General features: G+C 53.4%; 14 protein-coding genes, 3 rRNA genes and 1 pseudogene. 10 read left to right on the top strand and 8 right to left on the bottom strand.

Translation table 11 applies throughout. The annotated features are described in order from the left end of the window. Positions 1-10: 10 nt before the first annotated feature. Both gdhA and rnk read left to right on the top strand, forming a co-directional pair. A pseudogene (gdhA, locus tag OR573_06210) lies at positions 11-1,270 on the top strand (NADP-specific glutamate dehydrogenase). Positions 1,271-1,406: 136 nt separating this feature from the next. After that, positions 1,407-1,820, top strand: a complete 414-nt coding sequence (rnk, locus tag OR573_06205; GenBank protein XGA81224.1) for a nucleoside diphosphate kinase regulator — start codon at positions 1,407-1,409, stop codon at positions 1,818-1,820. Positions 1,821-1,985: 165 nt separating this feature from the next. On the opposite strand, the gene rrf is transcribed toward rnk, so the two are convergent. From rrf to OR573_06170, 7 genes are all read right to left on the bottom strand, one after another. Next, a 5S ribosomal RNA gene (gene rrf / locus OR573_06200) occupies positions 1,986-2,101 on the bottom strand. 130 nt (positions 2,102-2,231) lie between these two features. Then, positions 2,232-5,119: ribosomal RNA gene (locus OR573_06195) — 23S ribosomal RNA — on the bottom strand. A gap of 336 nt (positions 5,120-5,455) precedes the next feature. Continuing rightward, positions 5,456-6,988, bottom strand: a 16S ribosomal RNA gene (locus OR573_06190). Together the 16S, 23S and 5S rRNA genes form the textbook arrangement of a ribosomal RNA operon. Positions 6,989-7,513: 525 nt before the next feature. Next, positions 7,514-9,322, bottom strand: a complete 1,809-nt coding sequence (locus OR573_06185) for an acyl-CoA dehydrogenase C-terminal domain-containing protein (protein ID XGA81223.1) — start codon at positions 9,320-9,322, stop codon at positions 7,514-7,516. 189 nt (positions 9,323-9,511) lie between these two features. Beyond that, positions 9,512-10,279 carry an SDR family NAD(P)-dependent oxidoreductase gene (locus tag OR573_06180; GenBank protein ID XGA81222.1) on the bottom strand — a complete coding sequence of 256 codons (768 nt, stop codon included), beginning with the start codon at positions 10,277-10,279 and terminating at the stop codon, positions 9,512-9,514. A gap of 27 nt (positions 10,280-10,306) precedes the next feature. Then, on the bottom strand, positions 10,307-11,974 hold the full coding sequence (locus OR573_06175; protein ID XGA81221.1) for an AMP-binding protein: 1,668 nt from the start codon (positions 11,972-11,974) through the stop codon (positions 10,307-10,309). A 160-nt stretch (positions 11,975-12,134) separates the two neighbouring features. Continuing rightward, positions 12,135-12,701 (bottom strand): TetR/AcrR family transcriptional regulator, encoded by a 567-nt coding sequence (locus OR573_06170; GenBank protein ID XGA81220.1) that lies wholly within the window; start codon positions 12,699-12,701, stop codon positions 12,135-12,137. A 119-nt stretch (positions 12,702-12,820) separates the two neighbouring features. Here OR573_06170 and OR573_06165 point away from each other — a divergent pair, with 119 nt between their 5' ends. Together OR573_06165 and OR573_06160 are read left to right on the top strand one after the other, a co-directional pair. After that, on the top strand, positions 12,821-14,008 hold the full coding sequence (locus tag OR573_06165) for an acetyl-CoA C-acyltransferase (GenBank protein XGA81219.1): 1,188 nt from the start codon (positions 12,821-12,823) through the stop codon (positions 14,006-14,008). A 40-nt stretch (positions 14,009-14,048) separates the two neighbouring features. Beyond that, a complete protein-coding gene (locus OR573_06160; protein XGA81218.1) occupies positions 14,049-14,852 on the top strand; it encodes a universal stress protein in 804 nt (267 codons plus the stop codon). A 20-nt stretch (positions 14,853-14,872) separates the two neighbouring features. On the opposite strand, the gene OR573_06155 is transcribed toward OR573_06160, so the two are convergent. Further along, positions 14,873-15,280 carry an arsenate reductase ArsC gene (locus OR573_06155; protein ID XGA81217.1) on the bottom strand — a complete coding sequence of 136 codons (408 nt, stop codon included), beginning with the start codon at positions 15,278-15,280 and terminating at the stop codon, positions 14,873-14,875. Positions 15,281-15,421: 141 nt separating this feature from the next. Here OR573_06155 and arsB point away from each other — a divergent pair, with 141 nt between their 5' ends. The 6 genes from arsB to OR573_06125 all read left to right on the top strand — a co-directional run bounded on the left by arsB (position 15,422) and on the right by OR573_06125 (position 19,999). After that, entirely contained in the window at positions 15,422-16,501 is a 1,080-nt protein-coding gene (gene arsB, locus OR573_06150; GenBank protein ID XGA81216.1) for an ACR3 family arsenite efflux transporter, read from the top strand. 40 nt (positions 16,502-16,541) lie between these two features. Continuing rightward, positions 16,542-17,087, top strand: coding sequence for an RNA polymerase sigma factor (locus tag OR573_06145; protein XGA81215.1), 546 nt, complete (start codon positions 16,542-16,544; stop codon positions 17,085-17,087). 85 nt (positions 17,088-17,172) lie between these two features. Further along, on the top strand, positions 17,173-18,183 hold the full coding sequence (locus OR573_06140) for a permease (GenBank protein XGA81214.1): 1,011 nt from the start codon (positions 17,173-17,175) through the stop codon (positions 18,181-18,183). Positions 18,184-18,209: 26 nt separating this feature from the next. Next, positions 18,210-18,446 (top strand): thioredoxin family protein, encoded by a 237-nt coding sequence (locus OR573_06135; protein ID XGA81213.1) that lies wholly within the window; start codon positions 18,210-18,212, stop codon positions 18,444-18,446. 136 nt (positions 18,447-18,582) lie between these two features. Next, positions 18,583-19,311: an arsenical resistance protein ArsH gene (gene arsH / locus OR573_06130; GenBank protein ID XGA81212.1), complete on the top strand. Its 729-nt coding sequence runs from the start codon at positions 18,583-18,585 to the stop codon at positions 19,309-19,311. 16 nt (positions 19,312-19,327) lie between these two features. After that, entirely contained in the window at positions 19,328-19,999 is a 672-nt protein-coding gene (locus OR573_06125; GenBank protein ID XGA81211.1) for an NAD(P)H-dependent oxidoreductase, read from the top strand. Positions 20,000-20,014 lie beyond the last annotated feature (15 nt).

The raw sequence follows: 20,014 nt of genomic DNA, 5'->3' as shown, positions 1-20,014 counted from the left end.
GGCGCTTACCTTACGCCCGCTGTTTGAGCGCTATCCAGAATACCTTGAGCACAGCATTATCGAGCGAATCGTTGAGCCCGAACGTCAGATCATGTTTCGCATCTGCTGGGTAGACGACAAGGGGACAGTGCAGGTCAACAAAGGCTACAGAGTCCAGTTCAACTCTGCACTGGGACCCTATAAAGGAGGGTTACGCTTCCATCCGAGTGTTACCTCAGGCACGATAAAATTTCTTGGGTTTGAACAGATTTTTAAAAATGCGCTTACCGGGCTGCCTATTGGCGGAGGTAAAGGCGGTTCTGACTTTAACCCCAAGGGAAAGTCCGATGGGGAAATCATGCGCTTTTGTCAGGCATTCATGTCAGAACTTTACCGCCATATCGGGCCAAACACAGATGTACCGGCAGGTGATATTGGAGTAGGTAAGCGTGAAATCGGTTACTTGTTTGGCCAATATAAACGTATCACTGGGCTATATGAAGGTGTATTGACTGGCAAAGGCCTGGATTGGGGCTGCTCTATTGGAAGAAAAGAAGCAACCGGCTATGGTGCCGTTTATTTTGCTCAGAATATGCTAAAAGCCCGCGGTCAGGAGATCAGCAATAAAACATGCCTTATTTCCGGTGCCGGCAATGTGGCAATTTATACGATAGAAAAACTATACGAATTAGGTGGCAAACCTATTACCTGCTCAGATTCATCTGGCACTATCGTTGATGAGAATGGTATTGACCTTGATTTGCTAAAAGAACTGAAGGAAACCAGGCGCGTCTCATTGAAACATTATTTGGAAAAGCGTACACAGGCAAACTATATACCCAACTCGGAATACCCAGAGGATGGTCATAGTGTTTGGCGACTCAAGGCCAACCTGGCTTTCCCTTGCGCTACCCAGAATGAACTGACGGGTGCAGATGCTGATGCGTTGCTTGAGAACGGCATTTATTGCATCAGCGAAGGCGCCAACATGCCATCCACGGCTGATGCCGTCGATAAGTTCTTCACTGCCAAAATTGCTTATGGTCCCGGCAAGGCTGCAAATGCCGGCGGCGTTGCAACCAGTCAGCTGGAAATGGCTCAAAACAGCAGCATGGAGAAATGGTCGCTGGATAAGGTAGATAGTAAGCTTAAGGCCATTATGGAAAATATACATACCCAATGTGCAGAAACAGCTGAAGAATTTGGCGAACCGACAAATCTGGTCTTAGGTGCCAATATTGCTGGATTCAGAAAAGTGGCTAACGCCATGATCGAGCAAGGAGTAACATGACCCTATATATTTGCTGATCGGCACCGCCTGATTGATCTTATCGGTCCTTTCTTGCTTGCAAGAAAGGACTGTTTTTTATTTTAAGATATGATTTTTGCGCATATAAAATACGTCCTTACCATGGAGCACAAATAAGATGGGATTCCGTCCCCCTATCCTGATAAACCGTTTGGATGCCGAACGTCTCCAACGCCTGATCGATAACGCAGAGAGTAAAGATCATGCAGTGGCCAAATTACTTGAAGTAGAGTTGGCGCGCGGTGAGGTAGTGGATCCTGAAGATATTCCTCAAGACGTGGTCAGTATGAATAGTCAGATTCAGTTCACTGATCTATCGCGCGGAAGACAAATGGTACGCACACTGGTCTACCCTCATTCACTGGCTAACATAGAAGATGCCATATCTGTTATGGCCCCTATAGGTACTGGTCTGATTGGTCTCAAAATAGGCGATGTTATCGATTGGCCAGTGCCTAATCATGGAGATGTTAGCTTACGTATTGACGCAATCTTCTGGCAACCTGAACGGGAAAAGCAGTTTCACCGGTGATTTGGTGTGAATCGTGAATCGTGAATCGTGAATCGTGAATCGTGAATCGTGAATCGTGAATCGTGAACAGAAAAGCAAAGCCCTCTGCCGGAGGGCAAGGTTTTTTTAACACACGCACAGCAAAACGCCCCGTACACGGTGTGCATGGGACGTTTCTATATAGGTGCCTGACGATGACCTACTCTCGCATGGGGAGACCCCACACTACCATCGGCGCTAAGCGGTTTCACTGCTGAGTTCGGCAAGAGATCAGGTGGTTCCCACTCGCTATGGTCGTCAGGCGTAACAGGTGATATAGCAAGCTGATTCAACGGCGTTCAATGGCCGCTGCGTAATGTCGGTGATCGTCTCTGCGTATCCGGTGCGCTTTCGCGCGTCGTTATCACTAGCTTCAGACCCCTTGGGTGTTATAGGGTCAAGCCTCACGGGCCATTAGTACACGTTAGCTCAACGCCTTGCAGCGCTTCCACACCGTGCCTATCAACCAGCTGGTCTCGCTGGGCCCTTCAGGAGGCTCTAGGCCTCAGGGATGTCTCATCTTGAAGGGGGCTTCCCGCTTAGATGCTTTCAGCGGTTATCCCGTCCGCACTTAGCTACCCGGCAATGCCACTGGCGTGACAACCGGAACACCAGAGGTGCGTCCACTCCGGTCCTCTCGTACTAGGAGCAGCCCTTCTCAAACATCCTACGCCCACGGCAGATAGGGACCGAACTGTCTCACGACGTTCTAAACCCAGCTCGCGTACCACTTTAAATGGCGAACAGCCATACCCTTGGGACCGACTTCAGCCCCAGGATGTGATGAGCCGACATCGAGGTGCCAAACACCGCCGTCGATGTGAACTCTTGGGCGGTATCAGCCTGTTATCCCCGGAGTACCTTTTATCCGTTGAGCGATGGCCCTTCCATACAGAACCACCGGATCACTAGAACCTGCTTTCGCACCTGCTCGACGTGTCTGTCTCGCAGTCAAGCACCCTTATGCTCTTGCACTCATTGCACGATGTCCGACCGTGCTGAGGGTACCTTCGTGCTCCTCCGTTACGCTTTGGGAGGAGACCGCCCCAGTCAAACTACCCACCACACACTGTCCTCGATCCGGATAACGGACCTGAGTGAGAACGCCAATGATGCCAGGCTGGTATTTCAAGGGTGGCTCCGCTCGAACTGGCGTCCGAGGTTCAAAGCCTCCCAGCTATCCTACACAGGCAACATCAGCGTCCAGTGTGAAGCTATAGTAAAGGTTCACGGGGTCTTTCCGTCTAGCCGCGGGTACACCGCATCTTCACGGCGATTTCAATTTCACTGAGTCTCGGGTGGAGACAGCGTGGCCATCATTACGCCATTCGTGCAGGTCGGAACTTACCCGACAAGGAATTTCGCTACCTTAGGACCGTTATAGTTACGGCCGCCGTTTACCGGGGCTTCGATCAAGAGCTTCTCCGAGGATAACACCATCACTTAACCTTCCGGCACCGGGCAGGCGTCACACCCTATACGTCGTCTTGCGACTTGGCAGAGTGCTGTGTTTTTACTAAACAGTTGCAGCCACCTGGTATCTTCGACCGGTTCGGGCTTGGAGAGCAAGTCTCGTCACCCTACGCCGGCGTGCCTTCTCCCGAAGTTACGGCACCATTTTGCCTAGTTCCTTCACCCGAGTTCTCTCAAGCGCCTTGGGATTCTCACCCTGACCACCTGTGTCGGTTTGGGGTACGGTCGCACATGATCTGAAGCTTAGAGGCTTTTCCTGGAAGCGTGGCATCAGTGACTTCCTGACCGTGGTCAGTTCGTTTCGCATCTCGGCTTTAAGCGCCCGGATTTACCTGAGCACTCGGCCTACTTGCTTTCACCAGGACAACCAACGCCTGGCTCACCTAGCCTTCTCCGTCCCCCCATCGCAATCATGTCCGGTACGGGAATATTGACCCGTTTCCCATCGACTACGCCTTTCGGCCTCGCCTTAGGGGCCGACTCACTCTGCTCCGATTAGCGTCGAACAGAAACCCTTGGTCTTCCGGCGAGGGCGTTTTTCACGCCCTTTATCGTTACTCATGTCAGCATTCGCACTCGTGATACCTCCAGCGAACTTCTCAATTCCCCTTCATTGGCTTACACGACGCTCCTCTACCGCTCATCCAGAGGATGAACCCGTAGCTTCGGTACCTGATTTAGCCCCGTTACATCTTCCGCGCAGGCCGACTCGACTAGTGAGCTATTACGCTTTCTTTAAAGGATGGCTGCTTCTAAGCCAACCTCCTAGCTGTCTGAGCCTTCCCACATCGTTTCCCACTTAATCAGGATTTCGGGACCTTAGCTGACGGTCTGGGTTGTTTCCCTTTTCACAACGGACGTTAGCACCCGCTGTGTGTCTCCCACGCGTCACTCACCGGTATTCGGAGTTTGCCTCGGGTTGGTAAGTCGGGATGACCCCCTAGCCGAAACAGTGCTCTACCCCCGGTGGTGCTACATGAGGCGCTACCTAAATAGCTTTCGAGGAGAACCAGCTATCTCCGAGCTTGATTAGCCTTTCACTCCGATCCACAAGTCATCCAAATCTTTTTCAACAGATCCTGGTTCGGGCCTCCAATTGATGTTACTCAATCTTCACCCTGCTCATGGATAGATCGCTCGGTTTCGGGTCTATATCCTGCGACTGCATCGCCCAGTTAAGACTCGCTTTCGCTACGGCTCCCCTAATCGGTTAACCTCGCCACAGAATATAAGTCGCTGACCCATTATACAAAAGGTACGCCGTCACGGAACAAGTCCGCTCCGACTGCTTGTACGCACACGGTTTCAGGGTCTATTTCACTCCCCTCTCCGGGGTTCTTTTCGCCTTTCCCTCACGGTACTGGTTCACTATCGGTCAGCCAGGAGTATTTAGCCTTGGAGGATGGTCCCCCCGTCTTCAGTCAAGGTTTCTCGTGCCCCGACCTACTCGATTTCACATGATCAGATTTTCGACTACGGGGCTATCACCCACTATGGCCGCGCTTCCCAGCGCATTCGCCTAATCAGTCACATGCTTAAGGGCTGGTCCCCGTTCGCTCGCCGCTACTAGGGGAATCTCGGTTGATTTCTTTTCCTCAGGGTACTTAGATGTTTCAGTTCCCCTGGTTCGCCTCTTACGCCTATGTATTCAGCGTAAGATACTCATCTTGTGATGAGTGGGTTTCCCCATTCAGAAATGCCCGGGTCACAGGTTGTTTGCCACCTCGCCGAGCCTTATCGCAGGCTTCCACGTCTTTCATCGCCTCTGGCTGCCTAGGCATCCACCGTGTGCGCTTCATTGCTTGACCCTATAACCCGAAGGAGTCTGGTCGCGCAATGATAACGATTGCCGGATACGCTTGAGACGTATCACACAACAATTTACTACGTACACCTTTTTTCAGGCAGGGTCTCACCACGTAAAACGTGATGAATCACTGACCTTTCAAAAGGTTTATCAGCTTGATATATCTTGTTAAAGAGCGACTGCTATGCGCAGTGATAAAAGAACCGATAAGGAAGACGTTTTCTTCCAAGCGCATCTGTTGCCAGAGGCGTGTGTTCGTTTATCACTGCGCAATGTCAGCGTTTATCTGATCAGGTAATTCATTGTGAGCGCTTACCGCGAGGGATGATGCATCGTTTAAGGAGGTGATCCAGCCGCAGGTTCCCCTACGGCTACCTTGTTACGACTTCACCCCAGTCATGAACCACACCGTGGTGATCGCCCTCTTGCGTTAGGCTAACCACTTCTGGTGCAGTCCACTCCCATGGTGTGACGGGCGGTGTGTACAAGGCCCGGGAACGTATTCACCGTGACATTCTGATTCACGATTACTAGCGATTCCGACTTCACGGAGTCGAGTTGCAGACTCCGATCCGGACTGAGACCGGCTTTAAGGGATTCGCTGACTCTCGCGAGTTCGCCGCCCTTTGTACCGGCCATTGTAGCACGTGTGTAGCCCTACTCGTAAGGGCCATGATGACTTGACGTCGTCCCCACCTTCCTCCGGTTTGTCACCGGCAGTCTCCTTAGAGTTCCCACCATTACGTGCTGGCAAATAAGGACAAGGGTTGCGCTCGTTACGGGACTTAACCCAACATTTCACAACACGAGCTGACGACAGCCATGCAGCACCTGTCTCTGCGTTCCCGAAGGCACCCAGTGATCTCTCACCAGTTCGCAGGATGTCAAGAGTAGGTAAGGTTCTTCGCGTTGCATCGAATTAAACCACATGCTCCACCGCTTGTGCGGGCCCCCGTCAATTCATTTGAGTTTTAACCTTGCGGCCGTACTCCCCAGGCGGTCGACTTATCGCGTTAACTTCGCCACAAAGTGCGCTAGGCACCCAACGGCTGGTCGACATCGTTTACGGCGTGGACTACCAGGGTATCTAATCCTGTTTGCTACCCACGCTTTCGCACCTCAGTGTCAGTGTCAGTCCAGAAGGCCGCCTTCGCCACTGGTATTCCTCCCGATCTCTACGCATTTCACCGCTACACCGGGAATTCTACCTTCCTCTCCTGCACTCTAGCCTGACAGTTCCGGATGCCGTTCCCAGGTTGAGCCCGGGGCTTTCACAACCGGCTTATCAAGCCACCTACGCGCGCTTTACGCCCAGTAATTCCGATTAACGCTTGCACCCTCCGTATTACCGCGGCTGCTGGCACGGAGTTAGCCGGTGCTTCTTCTGCGAGTGATGTCTTTCCTGGCGGGTATTAACCGCCAGGCGTTCTTCCTCGCTGAAAGTGCTTTACAACCCGAGGGCCTTCTTCACACACGCGGCATGGCTGGATCAGGCTTGCGCCCATTGTCCAATATTCCCCACTGCTGCCTCCCGTAGGAGTTCGGGCCGTGTCTCAGTCCCGATGTGGCTGATCATCCTCTCAGACCAGCTACGGATCGTCGCCTTGGTGAGCCATTACCTCACCAACCAGCTAATCCGGCATAGGCTCATCCGATAGCGGGAGCCGAAGCCCCCTTTCTCCCGTAGGACGTATGCGGTATTAGCCTGGGTTTCCCCAGGTTATCCCCCACTATCGGGTAAATTCCTATGCATTACTCACCCGTCCGCCGCTCGTCAGCGGGTAGCAAGCTACCCCTGTTACCGCTCGACTTGCATGTGTTAGGCCTGCCGCCAGCGTTCAATCTGAGCCATGATCAAACTCTTCAGTTTAAAATCATTGTGATGCTTACTCGTCACCCGAAGGTAACAAAAGCGCATCAAACTTGGCTCAAGGTTCAAACGAATTCATTCAACTATTGTTTAAAAACTTACGTTTATAAACTGTCGTTCTCATGACCGCTTGCCTTGATAGTTGGTGATTTATCACCCTCATCGGCAAGCGCCCACATGAATTACCTGATCAAATTTTTAAAGAGCTGTTCGCGAGACGGTTATTAACCCTTGTCATTCGGTGACCTGAATGACTTGCCTCAGCGAGGAAGGCATATTCTACGCATTCCTGTGTGCTTGTCAACTGCTGATTTCGATACCGTATTTCGATCGATTTCAGCGAGGAAATTAGACGCGGCAACTTCTCGTCGACGTTTTCTCTAACCCTCTGACAAACCGAAGGTTTTCACCTTCAATCACCGCTAGTAACGCTGTGCGTCCCCGGCAGCGGATGCGTACTCTACGGATTTACCCGCGGGGATGCAAGAGTTATTTGAAAAAATCACTATACCAAGGTCTTGTTCTTCAAATTTCAAAACCTAACCCCATATTTTCACTGGAAATTGCCATCAGGCTAGCGGCTCCTGCCTGAACCATGGCTGCATGGCCACGCGTGCGTGGCAAGATACGCTGATAGTAGAATCGCGCAGTATCCAGCTTGGCGGTATAGAATGCACCGTCGCCTTCCTTTTCAGGTGCCAGGGCTTTTTTGGCGGCCAGGGCAAACATATAGGCCAGTGATACGTAGCCCGCATACATCAGATAGTCAACGCTAGCCGCCCCTACTTCGTCACGATCCTGCATGGCCTTCATGCCTACCCCCATGGTCAGCTCACCCCATTCAGCATTTAACGTTGCCAGCGGCTCAACAAATTCTTTCATCAATGGATTGTTAGCTTCTGTCTTACAGAAGACATGGATCTCCTTGGTCAATACTTTCAGCGACTCGCCCTGACTCATCAGCACCTTGCGACCCAGCAGGTCTAGCGCCTGAATGCCCGTTGTGCCTTCATAGAGTCGAGTAATACGTGCATCGCGAACCAGCTGCTCCATACCCCACTCTTTAATAAAGCCGTGTCCACCAAAAATCTGCACACCTTCATTAGTGCATTCGAAAGCCACTTCGGTCAGAAACGCCTTAACAATCGGCGTTAGTAGCCCCAGCAGAGTCTCTGCGCGTTGCTTTTCATCACCGGCTTCAACATGATCAGCAATATCCAGCATTTTTGCCGTATAAAGCACCAGCATGCGCCCACCTTCGGCAAAGGCTTTCTGGGTAAGCAGCATACGACGCACATCAGGGTGAACAATAATCGGGTCTGCCATTTTTTCCGGTGCTTTGGCGCCCGACAGCGCCCGCATCTGCAATCGGTCACGGGCATAGCTCAGCGAGTTCTGAAAACTGGTTTCGATCAACCCAAGCCCCTGGATTCCAACGCCAAGACGGGCGGCATTCATCATGGTAAACATGCAGGCCAGGCCTTTATGCGGCGCACCGACTAGGTAACCAACGGCATCATCGAAATTCATTACACAGGTGGCATTACCGTGAATGCCCATTTTATGTTCGAGCGACCCACAGCTGACGCCATTTCGCTCCCCCGGGTTCCCTTCAGCATCCGGCAGAAACTTGGGAACTACAAATAGCGAAATACCTTTTGAGCCTTCTGGCGCATCGGGCAGCTTGGCCAACACCAAATGCACAATATTGTCTGCCAGATCATGGTCGCCAGCAGAGATAAATATCTTGGTTCCGGTCAGGGTGTAGCCATCACTATTCTCGACCGGTACTGCACGTGTCTTGATCAACCCAAGGTCTGTACCGCAATGCGGCTCGGTAAGGCACATGGTGCCTGTCCAGACACCTTCCGTCAGCTTGCTCAGATAGGTAGATTTCTGCTCCTGGGTGCCGTGATGACTTAACGCATCTGCAGCTCCATGGGAAAGCCCAGGATACATGCCCCACGCCAGGTTGGCGGAGCTGATCATTTCCGAAAACACCATAGACAAGGAATGTGGCAACCCCTGACCGCCAAACGCAGGGTCTGCCGCCAGACTCGGCCAGCCACCATCCACATATTGCTGATAGGCCTCTCTGAAACCATCCGGGGCGGTTACCTTGCCGCTGTCCAATGAGCACCCTTGGGTGTCACCACTCTGGTTCAGTGGAAGGAGCACTTCACGAGTGAAACGTGCGCCCTCTTCAAGAATCGCGTTAACCACATCTACCGTTGCATCTTCACCCGCAGGCAAACGCGCATAATGAGCTGGGTAATCAAACATTTCTTCCATAACAAAACGCAGATCACGCAAAGGTGCTTGATAGGTAGGCATGGTGGAACTCCCGGTCAGTGACAAAAGCAAGGTTTTCAAACATACGTTTGAATCTATCCCTCGTCGGTCACTGCGTCAAGGCGTTCCTGACCATCAAGCAAAAACCTGAACCCCGACATTAGTCGCACCACATGAAAAAACCCGCGATATCGCGGGTTTTCAACAAGGATTGGCGAATTAACTTGTTGGCTACTGCATGCGAATACCACCATCCAGGCGGATCACCTCGCCATTGAGCATGGTGTTCACAATGATTTGTTCGACCATGAGTGCAAACTCATCAGGCTTGCCCAAACGCTTGGGAAATGGCACGGCCGCAGAAAGCGCTTTAACGGCATCTTCAGGAATATCACTCATCATGGGCGTTTCAAAAACACCTGGGGCAATGGCCATGACGCGAATACCGTGGCGCGAGAGTTCCCGGGCAGCGGGCAAACTCATGCCCGCAACGCCTGCCTTGGAAGCGCTATAGGCACACTGGCCGACCTGGCCATCAAAGGCAGCAACAGAGGCTGTATTGATAATAACGCCCCGCTCACCGTCTTCGCCCGGCGTATTGGCTGCCATCGCCGCCGCCGCCAATCGCATGATGTTAAACGTGCCCACCAGGTTGATATTGATGGTTTTGCTATAGGCTTCCAGGCTGGCCGGATGACCGTCGCGATCCACCAGCTTGCCAACACTGACAATGCCCGCACAGTGCACCACACCTGCCAGACCGCGCCCTTGGCTGTGCGCCACACAGGTATCAATGACCTGCTGCATATCAGTATCGGAGGTAATATCCCCCAGGCAAAAGGTAGCGGCCTCGCCCAATTCCTTTGCCTGATCCGCGACACTTTCCTGCAGGTCGCACAAAACGACCCGCCCACCCGCATTGACAATCCGCCGGGCAGACGCGGCGCCAAGCCCCGATGCTGCACCGGTAATCAAAAAGGTGTTATCAGTCAGCTGCATTTACATATCCTCGTTTGAACCAGTGCATCAGTGGCTATCTGACGTGGCTTCCTGCGCCGCCTGGGCACGTAATTTGAAACGCTGAATCTTACCACTGGGCGTCTTGGGCAGCTCATCGACAAATTCAATGACACGTGGGAAAGCATGAGTAGAAAGACGCTCACGTACCTGCTGGCGAATTTCTTCTGCAAGATCATCGCTGGCTTCATAGCCGTCACGCAGCACAATATAGGATTTGATCACCTCACCGCGAATATCATCCGGTTGGCCCACGGCTGCAGATTCCGCAACGGCTGGATGCGTCATCACGCTATTCTCAACGTCAGTAGGTCCTACCCGATAGCCCGCTGTGGTAATGATGTCATCATCACGCCCGGCAAACTGGAAGGTACCATCTTCATTACGAATCACCACATCGCCGGTCAGGTAATAACCTTCCGCGAACGGATGTTTTTCCTGCCAGGTATAGCCCTGGAAGAAATGCGCGGGTGAATTCTTGATATCAACCGCCAGCACGCCAGGTTGGCCAGCCGGCAGCTCCTTGTATTCCGCATCCAGAATCGCCAGCCGATAGCCCGGCATGGGCACCCCCATGGCACCGACATGCTTGGGGTGGTCAAGCGCATGATGATTATTACAGGTCATGCCTGTTTCGGTCTGGCCATAATGATCCATCACCGGGCAACCTAATGATTTCTCAACCCAGGTGACCACCTCTGTGTTAAGCGGCTCGCCTGCTGAACTGGCCGCACGCAGCTCCAGGGTCTGATGGGCATCATCAAACAGACCGGACGCTTTCATCAGACGATAAGCTGTGGGCGCTGCGGCAAAGTTGGTAATCCGGTGGCGCTTCATAAAGGCCAGCGCGCCTTCCGCACTGAAACCGGCTTCGCAGAAATGCGTGGTGACACCCAGCAGGAGCGGTCCAGCAATCGCGTAATAAAGGCCATAGGCCCAGCCGGGGTCAGCCATGTTCCAAAAGCGATCGTCTTCACGCAGATCAATCGCCAGCTCCATATATAGCGCAAAGGCCGTCATCCCCGCCAAGGGCACAGCCACCCCTTTGGGCTTACCGACAGTACCTGAGGTAAACATTTGCAGAAACGGTTGATCCGCCCGCAAGCGTGGCGGCTTGTCGGTCATCGCGGCATGCCCAAGGGCATCTTGCCAGTCAAGATCATCAGAGTGCTCGCTGGTCGCCCCACCATGCGCCAGCACCGGTGGGCACTGAGTCAAACCGTCGAACTTATAGCGATTGGCATGATCGGTGATCACCAGCTTGGTATTAGCACGGCCCAGGCGATAATCCACTGCATCTGGCCCGAAAGCGGTAAACAAAGGCTGATACACCGCCCCGATACGCCAGGAGGCCACCACCGCAATCAACAGTTCCGGTGTACGTGGCAACATGCAAGCGATACGGTCACCTGCCCCTAAGCCTTGCGACTGAAACCAGCCAGCAAGACGGGCGCTGGCCTGATCAAGTTCCGTATACGTCAACTTGTGCGTATTACCTTGGGTATCTTCCTGAACCAGAGCTAGCACATCCCCCCGCCCTGCTCGCACATGGCGACCACAGCACGCCTCATAGGCGTTGAAGCACCCATCCTGATGGTCGTCGAGACGACTGATGACGTCATCAACAGAAAAATCGTCAAGATAGTCCTGATAAGCTGGCAATGAAGTTGCAGTCATGATGGCTCTCTTGTGTTGTGATTATGATGGTGAGCGTTAAATAACCAATATTATCCGTTTACGTTAACGGAAACTTACTCACAAGCTAAAAGGAATCGGCGGGAAGCGCAAGTCTTCGCGGGAAGGGAATAATTAGACAATAGTCAAAAGAAGGGTTGAGTTAACGGGCTGGCATGATCATGGCAATCAACTCTTCGGCCAGCTCATCCGGCGTTCGTGGGCCCGCCGGGTCATACCAGCGCACTGTCCAGTTAAGAGCGCCCAGTACAAAACGCGAGATCAGAAAGCGGTCGCCGTGGATCAGGCCTGCCGCCAGCGCTTCTTCAATCACCTGCACCCAGAGTGCTTCATAGGCATCGCGTAAATGACTCAGGTGCGCCTTTGCTGAATCGTCCAGGCGGCGCCATTCGAACAGTGCTACCACATGGGCATTGCGATCAGTGAACAGGGTTTCCAGATGCGCCCTGGCCATCGCCCGCAGGCGGGCCTCCGGTGAAGGCGAACTTTCATCCAGAGAGCGTTTGGCGATTGCCAGGGCGTTATGTGTGCCCTCTTCAATCACCGCCGCCAGAATTTCCTGCTTATCCTTGAAGTGGTGAAACAGGCTTCCCGACTTGATCCCCATCTCTTGGGCGAGCATACGCACCGTTGTGCGATCAAAGCCCTCCTGAACAAACAACTGGGCGGCCAGGCGGGTTAACTCCTTGCGACGGGGCGATGCATTCATTACATTCATAGTGTTTACACTAGCGCTTGCTTGGTTACTATCAAGAAGACCATAGCGCTGCCTTGGGGTCAACGACCCATGAACAATCATAACAAGCCAATTCATTGCAGGAGAAACGTATGAGCCAACGTGACGATGTTGTATTTCTTTCCGCCACACGCACGCCAATGGGCGGCATGATGGGTAGCCTTTCCAGCATGACAGCTCCCGAGCTGGCGGCAGTGGCCATCAGCGCTGCGGTTGAGCGTGCAGGTATTCAAGGCGAGGATATCAATGAAGGCATCATGGGCTGTGTGCTTCCCGCGGGCGTCAAGCAGGGCCCGGCTCGGCAAGCCATGCGCCAGGCCGGCATTCCTGATGCCAACGGTGCCACCACCATCAACAAGCTGTGTGGCTCAGGCATGAAAGCTGCCATGCTGGCTCACGATATTATCAAGGCGGGCAGTGGCGACTTTGTACTGGCGGGCGGCATGGAATCCATGTCTAACGCTCCTCACCTGATGACCAAAGCGCGTGCCGGTTATCGTCTGGGCCATGGGGAACTCAAAGACCATATGTTCCTGGACGGGCTGGAAGATGCCGAGACCGGCAAGCTGATGGGGGTTTTTGCCCAGGAGATTGCCACCCAGCGCGGTTACAGCCGAGAGCGGCTGGATGACTTTGCTATCGCCTCCCTGGAACGCGCCATGGAGGCTACCAATGCTGGCCACCTGGACGCAGAAATGGCCCCTGTCACAGTCAAAAGCCGCAAAGGCGAAAGCGTGGTTTCCCACGATGAACAGCCGTTTCAGGCCAAGCTGGACAAGATCCGTGAATTACGCCCGGCGTTTGCCAAAGATGGCACCCTGACCGCCGCTAACTCAAGCTCTATCTCGGACGGTGCTTCCGCGCTGATCATAACGCGCCAGAGCCTCGCGGATCAGAGAGGCCTGCAACCGCTCGCACGCATGCTCGGGCACAGCACAAATTCGCGCCATCCCAGTGAGTTCACCATCGCCCCGGTTGGCGCCATTGAAAAGCTGATGGCCAAGCTTGACTGGACGGTTGACGATGTAGATCTGTTTGAAATCAACGAAGCCTTTTCTGTGGTTACCCTGATGGCGATGGATGATCTGGGCCTGCCCCATGAGAAAGTGAACATCTATGGCGGTGCCTGTGCCCAAGGCCATCCGATTGGCTCTACCGGCTCACGGATCATTGTTACTCTGATTCATGCCTTGCGTACCCAGGGAGGCAAGCGCGGCATTGCCAGCCTGTGCATTGGCGGCGGTGAAGCCACAGCGGTTGCCATCGAGCTGATCAACTAGACTTACCTGACAACAGGAACGTTTAACAGGAGCCTGACTGATGTTCGCTCACGTATTGATTGGCGTTGATTTTTCTGCCGCCTGGCCAGTTCTTCAGCAGCGTCTGATGCGCCTGCGTGGCAAAGGGGTTAACACCATTACGCTGGCGAGCATCATCAGCCCAAAAGAAATTGCTAACCCCACCTTGAGCGACAGACAACAGCTGCAGCAACGTCTGGAAAATGAAGCGCAGCCGTTCAGGGATATCGGCTTGGCAGTCACTTGCCTGATTGACGCAGGCAAACCCAGTGAATGCCTGGCAGCAATGGCAGTAGCACAGCAAGCCGACGTCATTCTGTGCGGCAGCAAAGGTAGCGGCGGCTTTACTGAAAGGCTGCTGGGCAGCACCATCCAACGGCTTTCCCATTTAAGCCAGACACCTTTATGGATGGAACCTATCAACGCTGCGTATGAGCTTCGCCATGGTTACACGACACTGATACTGGCGACAGATGTTTCGTCTTCTGCAGTACCTGCCGAGCGACTGTTTGAACAACTGGCGGAACATTTCCGCAACCGGGTGGCGCTGATCTCAGAGGCTTTACTTTACGCGGACGGCCGTGGCCGTGAAGTGGCTGAACTTCACCTTATCGCCCTGGCCACTCGCATTCCCAAGCTCGATAGTGTGATTGTCTCAGGCCAGGCTCGCAAAGCCTTGATCGACGAAGCCAAGCGCTGGGAGGCCGATCTGCTGATCATTGGCCAACAAGGCCACAGCAGGTTCAAAGAGCGCCTGCTGGGCAATACCGCAGAAGCGCTTCTTGAAGGAATTGACTGCCCCGTTCTGGTGGTTCCCCACCCATAGCTAGCGCCTGTTGACGGCTGTTATTTATGTAGAGGAATCCACAGCTGCAAGCGGCGGCGAATTTCCAACAGCGCCTGTTCATAGGCATCAGGCTTACCGATCAGTCTCGGGTCACGGATATCCCAGTGCAGAATTTCACCTGCTCCGCCTTCAAATTCGCGACATGCCTGGCGTGCTTTATCGCAAAGCACAATCACGCAATCAAAGTGTTCGCCTTCAAACAGATCCAGTGACTTACTCTTTAGATTGGTCACCGGTAAGCCCTGCTTTTCAAGCGCTTCCAGCGTAAATGCATGCGGCTGATCCGGCTCGGAACCCGCACTGAACGCCTCAAACCGGTCACCCGCCATGGAGCGCAGAAGCACCTCTCCCATCAGGGAACGGGCGGAGTTAGCGTTGCACAAAAACAGAACGCGGCGTTTAGACATAGCGGTAACACTCTTCAGGTTGATGTGTTGCTAACGCTACACCTGCAAAATGACATTTCTGTGGCAATCATTAAAAATATACGCAATAACGTATATGATAACACTGACGATCAGCACTTTGCTCAAAACCGAGGGAATGTCATGACCACTGATAAAGACAATAGCGCCCCCAGCACGTCTTCAGGCATGGGGCTCTTCGAACGCTTTTTATCCCTTTGGGTGGCCTTGGCAATTATTGCCGGCATTGCCCTGGGGCAATGGGCGCCTGCCGTGCCGGAAACCTTATCGCGCTTTGAGTATGCGCAGGTATCCATTCCGGTGGCGATACTGATCTGGGCGATGATCTTCCCCATGATGGCGCAGATAGATTTCACTGCCATCCTCGGCGTTCGGCGCCAGCCCAAGGGGCTGATTATCACCACTACTGTGAACTGGCTGATCAAGCCCTTCAGCATGTTCGCCATTGCCTGGTTCTTTCTAACCGTGGTGTTCAGCCCCTTTATCGCCCCTGAACTGGCTAATCAATACCTGGCCGGTGCCATTCTGTTAGGCGCTGCGCCTTGCACGGCTATGGTCTTTGTGTGGAGTTACCTGACCCGCGGCGATGCGGCCTATACCCTGGTTCAGGTCTCTCTGAATGACCTCATCATGCTGTTTGCCTTTGCGCCGATTGTTGTCTTTCTGCTGGGTATTTCGAATATTCAGGTGCCTTGGAACACCGTTGCCCTTTCGGTACTTTTGTATATCGTCATACCGCTGACAGCGGGCTATATCACCCGTCAGTCGCTGATCAAGAAACACGGCAGCGAATGGTACGACAACGTCTTTATGAAACGCGTTGGGCCCATTACGCCCGCCGCTCTGATTATTACCCTGGTACTACTGTTTGCTTTTCAGGGTGAAGTGATCCTCAATAACCCGCTGCATATTGTCTTGATTGCCATCCCGCTGATTCTGCAAACCTTCCTGATCTTCTTTATCGCTTACGGTTGGGCCAAAGCCTGGCAGGTACCGCATAACATCGCAGCACCCGGTGCCATGATAGGAGCCAGCAACTTTTTTGAGCTGGCCGTTGCGGCAGCCATTGCCCTGTTTGGCCTTCAATCCGGTGCGGCGCTGGCCACCGTTGTCGGCGTGCTGGTAGAAGTCCCGCTGATGCTCGCGCTGGTGCGGATTGCCAATAAGACACGCCAGCATTTTCCGGCACCTGCGAAAGGATAATCTCCTCACCTTGAGCCACGCTGACGGAGGCCACCTGAACATGCACAAAAAAGTTTCCTGCATTGAAGCCGCATGGCAGTCGCATCATCAGGAACTCTACCGTTTTCTGACCAAACACTGCGGGGACAAAGATGCCGCCGACGAGCTGCTCCAGCGTGTCTATATGCAAGCGCTCACCCATAAAACCGAGTTTTGTGAACTGACAACGCCAAGAGCCTGGCTTTATACCGTCGCTAAACGTCAATGGATTGATGAACAGCGTCGCCGTAAACCCTGGGTCGATGTTGATGATATTGACATTGCCGACGAACCCGCCGCCGGCATGCCGGTAGATAGCCTGGCGGCCTGTATTGCCAACGCCTTGCCCCACTGTGAGGCCGACGATGCCCACATTCTGAGCGAATGTGACCTTAACGGCATAAAGCAGGCCGATTATGCCCGTCGCCATGGCCTGACGTTAGCCGCCACCAAGGCGCGCCTGCGGCGTGCCCGCCAGCGCCTCCGTGAGCGCTTGATCCAGCAGTGCCAGATCACCTTTGATGCCAACGGGCGTATCTGCTGCCATCGTGCCTTGCCTGAGAATTAATGAGCCTTGCAGAAGTATCCTTTTCCTGTCTGGTGCGTCTTCTCTATAGACATTCTTCTATAGGCACTCAACGAGGTTGACTACCATGCTGGACGTATTTACCTGGTTCGCCAACTGGCTGGTCTACGATCTTGGCGGATTCAACCCCAACAGCAAGTTGGGAACATCGGTGCATTTTTTCGTCGAGGACACCACCAAGATTTTTGCCCTTCTCGTGGTGATGATCTACATCATTGCGCTGATGCGCGCCTCCCTGAATCTTGAGCGTGTGCGACATTACATCCAGCAGAAAAACCGTCTGGCGGGCTATGGTTTTGGAGCAGGCTTCGGCGCTATCACACCGTTTTGCTCCTGTTCCAGCATTCCATTGTTTCTGGGTTTTACCAGCGCGGGCATCCCGCTGGGCATCACCATGGCCTTTCTGTTCACCTCGCCGATCATTAATGAAGTCGCGGTGATCATGCTGTGGAGCCTGCTGGGTTGGGAATTCACCTTAGTGTATATAGCCATCGGCATGGCAGTGGGCATTGGCGGCGGCATGCTCCTGGATGCTGTGCGCGGTGAACGCTGGCTAAAAGATTTCGCTGCCAAAGCCTACCAGCAGGCGGCAGAAAACCCCACTGACAATCAGTCTCAAGGGGAAACACCCCAGTTAACCCTTAAAGACCGCCACGAATTTGCACGCGATGAACTCAAGGAAATCGTCGGACGCATCTGGAAATGGGTAATTATCGGTGTTGGCCTCGGCGCTGCACTGCATGGTTTTGTGCCTGACGGCTGGTTTGCCGACAACCTTGGCAGCGGCCAGTGGTGGAATGTGCCAGCGGCGGTGCTGGCTGGCCTGCCGCTATACTCCAATGCCACTGGCGTTATCCCCATCATGGAAAGCCTGATTATGAAAGGACTCCCTGTCGGTACTACCCTGGCTTTCTGCATGAGCACGGTCGCCGCCAGTTTCCCGGAATTCATCATGCTCAAGCAAGTCATGCAGTGGCGCTTACTCGCCATCATTTTTGTCATCCTGTTGGCCAACTTCATGGTCGTTGGCTGGGTGATCAACCTGCTGAGCCCCTGGCTTTTCAGCGGCAGGTTCTAAACAAAATCCACGCAAGGAGAATCAAGATGAAAAAGATCGAAGTTTTAGGCACAGGCTGCAAAAAATGCACCACCACCGCCGAACAGATTGAGGCCATCGCGCAAGAGCTTGGCGTCGAGGTTGACGTGGCAAAAGTGACCGATCCTGCGGCCATCATGGGTTATCAGGTCATGTCAACGCCAGCAGTCGCCATCGACGGCAAACTCGCCCACAGCGGCAGCGTGCCGAATCGCCACAAGATTGAGAGCATGCTGCAAGGTTGAAGCCCTAACCAGCGCCCCTTGCCCACTGACTGTTAACAAGTGACCGCTAGGGGCGTTGTTGTTGTCAGTTGTTCTGTGACCCACATGATGCAGATATAATTTCCCATGGATATTCTAGCCGAGGATAGCGCTCAGTATGGTTACCCCTTCTTCCCTTGATGATCTGCCCAATATTGATCAGGCTCTTTTTAACCCACCCACCGCCGAGGCGCTAGGTTCCTTGACTGATGCTGCTCATCCTCCGCGTATCCTGCTGCTTTACGGCTCACTGCGTGAACGCTCCTTCAGTCGGCTCGCCGTGGAAGAGGCTGCACGCCTGTTGCAGGCAATGGGCGCTGAAACGCGCATTTTCAATCCGCGAGATCTGCCACTGCCGGATGCAGAAGAAACATCGCATCCCAAAGTGACCGAGTTACGTGACCTGGCTGAATGGGCAGAAGGCATGGTGTGGTGCTCGCCTGAACGCCATGGCGCCATGACCGGCATCATGAAAACCCAGATTGACTGGATACCTTTATCATTGGGTGCCGTACGCCCGACTCAGGGTAAAACGCTGGCTGTTATGCAGGTGAATGGCGGTTCTCAGTCGTTCAACACGGTCAACCAGCTGCGCGTTCTGGGCCGCTGGATGCGCATGCTGACGATCCCGAACCAGTCCTCGGTACCCAAGGCATTTATGGAATTTGATGACAACGGCCGTATGAAGCCCTCGGCGTACTACGACCGTATTGTGGATGTAATGGAGGAACTGGTTAAATTCACTTATCTTACCCGGGATAAAACTGACTGGTTGACCGATCGCTACTCTGAACGTAAAGAAAGTGCTGAAGAACTCTCTACACGCGTTAATCAGCGATCTATATAAGCGAAGGATAAAGCGGATGGCACATTATCTGGTATTTTTGGGTTCAACTCGGACAACGACACCACCCGCCCCTGCTCGCCTGGGCGAACGGGTAGCCAAAGCCTGTGAACGCCTACTTTCATCGCTACCCAATACCACTGCAGAAATTATTGACCCACTGTCATTATCACTTCCGGTAGCGTTCAAACCGCATTTTGCCTACGCAAAAAGCAAAGTGCCGGATGACTTGGCAGAACTGGCTAGCAAAATTGAACAAGCTGATGGCTATGTGATGGTCAGCCCTGAATACAACCATTCCATGAGCCCGGCACTGAGCCATTTGCTCAATCATTTTGGCGCGTCACTGTTTGCCTTCAAACCCAGCGCTATCGTGACTTACTCCATGGGACAGTGGGGAGGAGCACGCGCTGCGGTCAGTATGCGCACATTTCTATCTGAGCTGGGATGCCTGCCAGTCTCCGCCATGATCCATATACCGAAAGCTCATGAAGCACTAAACACCTATGGAGAATTTACCCAGGAGCAAGAACGCTGGGGAAGCTATTTTGGGCGCACACTGGGTCAATTAACGTGGTGGGCAGAAGCGGCCAAATCGCACAAAGCCAAGCAAGATCCCACAACGCTATCACCTGCGTTTAATAAGTCGCCCACTCAGCGCAATGCGCCTAAAACCGACCCTACCACCTAGGGAAGAGAGATAACT

Source organism: Halomonas sp. CH40 (assembly GCA_041875495.1).
In the GTDB taxonomy this organism is placed as follows: domain Bacteria; phylum Pseudomonadota; class Gammaproteobacteria; order Pseudomonadales; family Halomonadaceae; genus Vreelandella.
This window is presented reverse-complemented; position numbering and strand designations above follow the sequence as displayed.